At 69.9% G+C, this 2,503-nt stretch carries 3 protein-coding genes and 3 pseudogenes; 3 read left to right on the forward strand and 3 right to left on the reverse strand.

The annotated features are described in order from the left end of the window. Positions 1-183 (reverse strand): annotated as a pseudogene (locus tag IEZ15_RS43645) (IS3-like element ISMyma3 family transposase); the annotation flags it as partial. Positions 184-233: 50 nt separating this feature from the next. Here IEZ15_RS43645 and IEZ15_RS43650 point away from each other — a divergent pair. The 3 genes and pseudogenes from IEZ15_RS43650 to IEZ15_RS43655 all read left to right on the forward strand — a co-directional run. After that, positions 234-815 (forward strand): annotated as a pseudogene (locus IEZ15_RS43650) (ISAzo13 family transposase); the annotation flags it as partial. Positions 816-883: 68 nt separating this feature from the next. Continuing rightward, positions 884-1,027: a DUF8189 domain-containing protein gene (locus IEZ15_RS47830; RefSeq protein ID WP_506355111.1), complete on the forward strand. Its 144-nt coding sequence runs from the start codon at positions 884-886 to the stop codon at positions 1,025-1,027. Positions 1,028-1,569: 542 nt separating this feature from the next. Then, entirely contained in the window at positions 1,570-1,749 is a 180-nt protein-coding gene (locus IEZ15_RS43655; protein ID WP_189282477.1) for a hypothetical protein, read from the forward strand. Positions 1,750-1,759: 10 nt separating this feature from the next. On the opposite strand, the pseudogene IEZ15_RS46290 reads toward IEZ15_RS43655, so the two are convergent. Both IEZ15_RS46290 and IEZ15_RS43660 read right to left on the reverse strand, forming a co-directional pair. Then, positions 1,760-2,057, reverse strand: a pseudogene (locus tag IEZ15_RS46290) (hypothetical protein). Between the two features lie 74 nt (positions 2,058-2,131). Next, positions 2,132-2,503, reverse strand: a 372-nt coding sequence (locus IEZ15_RS43660) for a hypothetical protein (protein ID WP_189282478.1), incomplete at its 5' end; no start/stop codon positions are given.

The raw sequence follows: 2,503 nt of genomic DNA on the forward strand, positions 1-2,503 counted from the left end.
CTGCCCGGCGTCGATCTCGTGCTGCTTCACCCAGTTCCGCAGCGTCTCGCGGGACCCGATGTCCAGCTTCTCGACCACCGCCTGCAAGGCCGCGGTCTCGGTCGGGTGGTCGCCGCGGACCTCGGCGACCATGCGCACCGCACGTCGGCGCAGCTCAAGCGGGTAACGGGAAGGTCGTGCCATGACTCGATCCTTTCATGAAATCGAGCCTCCACCTGACCCGGGGCGGTTCACTCCGAGCTGCACTGTTGGCGTTGGTCGAGGACAGCACGCAAGGTGACCCGATAGGGCCGTTGACCTGGACCACGAAGTCGCTGCGGCATCTGGCCACCGAGCTCGCCGCCCAGGGCCGCGTGGTGGGTCGGGACGTGATCGCCGCATTGTTGAAGGAGGCGGGCTTCAGCCTGCGGAGCAACGCCAAGGTCCTGGCCGGTAGCGGTCACCGGGACCGCGATGCCCAGTTCCACCACCTCAACGACAAGGTGCGCCAGTTCCTCGACGCCGGCGACCCCGTGATCAGCGTGGACACGAAGAAGAAGGAACAGATCGGGCTGTTCGCGCAGGCCGGGCGGGAATGGGCGCCGCCCGGCAGGCCCGTGAAGGTTCTTGATCACGACTTCCCCTCCCAGGCGGTCGGCACCGCGATCCCCTACGGCATCTACGACGTCGGACGCAACACCGGCTACGTAGTGGTGGGCACCGACCATGACACCGCCGCGTTCGCGGTGGCCGCCCTGCGCCGTTGGTGGAAGGAGGAGGGGCGGGCCGCCTACCCGAACGCGCGCCGCCTGTTGATCACCGCCGACGGTGGCGGAGACGCCCGCGACGCCGGGGCCAGCGACCAGGAGATGCGCTCGGCGGCACCCTGACAAGCGCTGCCGCGGTGGCCCGGAACGCGGACGGGCGACTCGATATCTACGCCCGCGGTACCGACGGAGCAATCTGTGTCAGATGGCAGACCGCAGCTGGCAGCGGGTGGAACCCGGCTGGCTGGCAGTCCATGGGCGGTGGAATCGTTAACTTCTGAACCAAGCGAGACTGCCCTCACACAGAGTGCCGTCCGGAACGCGGGGCTGGTGCGCTGGGCGCGGTGGAAGTCCTCGGCGGCCGGCGCGGCGGGCGGCGGTCACCACCAGCGCGGTCCAGGCCCTGGCCGAGCGCGCCCGGGTGCACTCCATCTCGCGGTCGGCGAGCATGCCGTAGCGGTCGTCGTAGATCTCACGATCGTCTCGACCTCCTCGCGCATCTGAAGTTCGGTCAGGCCGTCGGCCCAGCGCACCTCCCAGCGGGCGCAGCCGATTCACTCGATGCAGACCTCGGTCTCGGTGACCCGGGTCAGGTCCCGGCGAGGCGGTGGCCTGCCGGCTGGGGCTCATCGCGCACCGCTGCGGGCGCCGAGCACGCCCAGGTCAGCGCGGCCGATCTCCAGGCGTGAGGCGAGGTTGAGCTTGACCTCGCCGTAGAGGGCGTACGTGGCCCCAGAACAGCGGGGTCAGGCCGCGCCGGTCGGCCGGTCCGACGGCGTGCTTGAGGTCTGCCAGCAGAGCTGGGAGGACGTCGGCTACGCGGGTGCGGTGGTCACCGACGCCATGCCATGCCTGCCAGGCATGTCGGACCCTCGCCGCCAACATCCGCGCCGACGCCGAAGGCCGGTACGCCGACTCGGAGCCCAGGTGGCAGGCCGGAGTCGAGTGGACGCTGCTGTGGATCGAGAACACCGCCGGCCAGCTGACCGAAGGAAAGCCGTAGGCAGCGGCCGTCAAGGCGTGTCGCCGGAGTAGTGGAAGCGGCACACCACACCCGGGCCACCGGGTGGGCGCGGCTCGCCGGGACGCGGGTCAGGGTGCGGCCGCCGGGCCACCGCGAGAGCTCTGTGATCAGGGTGACGCCGTCGTCGACTTCCTCCGGCCGCCAGCCCGTGATGTCGAGCAGCAGTCCGTCCAGCGGCCCGCCGACAAGCGCGGCGTACGTCTGGTGCGGGAGCGGGCCGGGGTTGGGTCGTCGTGGTCGTGGCCGTACACCCGGCCGCGCAGCAGCTGCTCGTCATCGGCGTTCATCGTTCAGCTTTCCAGCCACCACCGACAGTGCGGGCTCCGATCTCCGCAGGAGGCCGGAGCCCGTCGCCGTGTGGCTACCAGGTCTGGAGTGCGCCTCGGTCGATGAGGCCCTGGATGTAGGACGGCCAGTCCCGCTCCAGGCTGGTGGTGATGGCGGCGTGGACGTCATCGCGTACCTGCGGGGTGGCGTGTTCGACGTCGCCGCCTGGGTAGTACAGGCGCACCCCGTCGCGGCTGGCGTCGCACAGGATGGCGTGGGCTTTCTGCACGAGCGTCATGTAGAGCTGCGGGACCGGTGCCTTGACGAGTTCGTCGATGACGGCTTCGTAGTTGGCTCCAAAATCCGCCCAGTCCTTGCCCTGCTTGTCGAGCCAGAGGGTGACGTCGGAGAAGAAGACCGCTTTGCCTGGCCCGTCGTTCGGGTCGCGGGCCAGGCCGGTCGCGAG

This window comes from Streptomyces atratus, assembly GCF_014648655.1.
Classification (GTDB): domain Bacteria; phylum Actinomycetota; class Actinomycetes; order Streptomycetales; family Streptomycetaceae; genus Streptomyces; species Streptomyces atratus.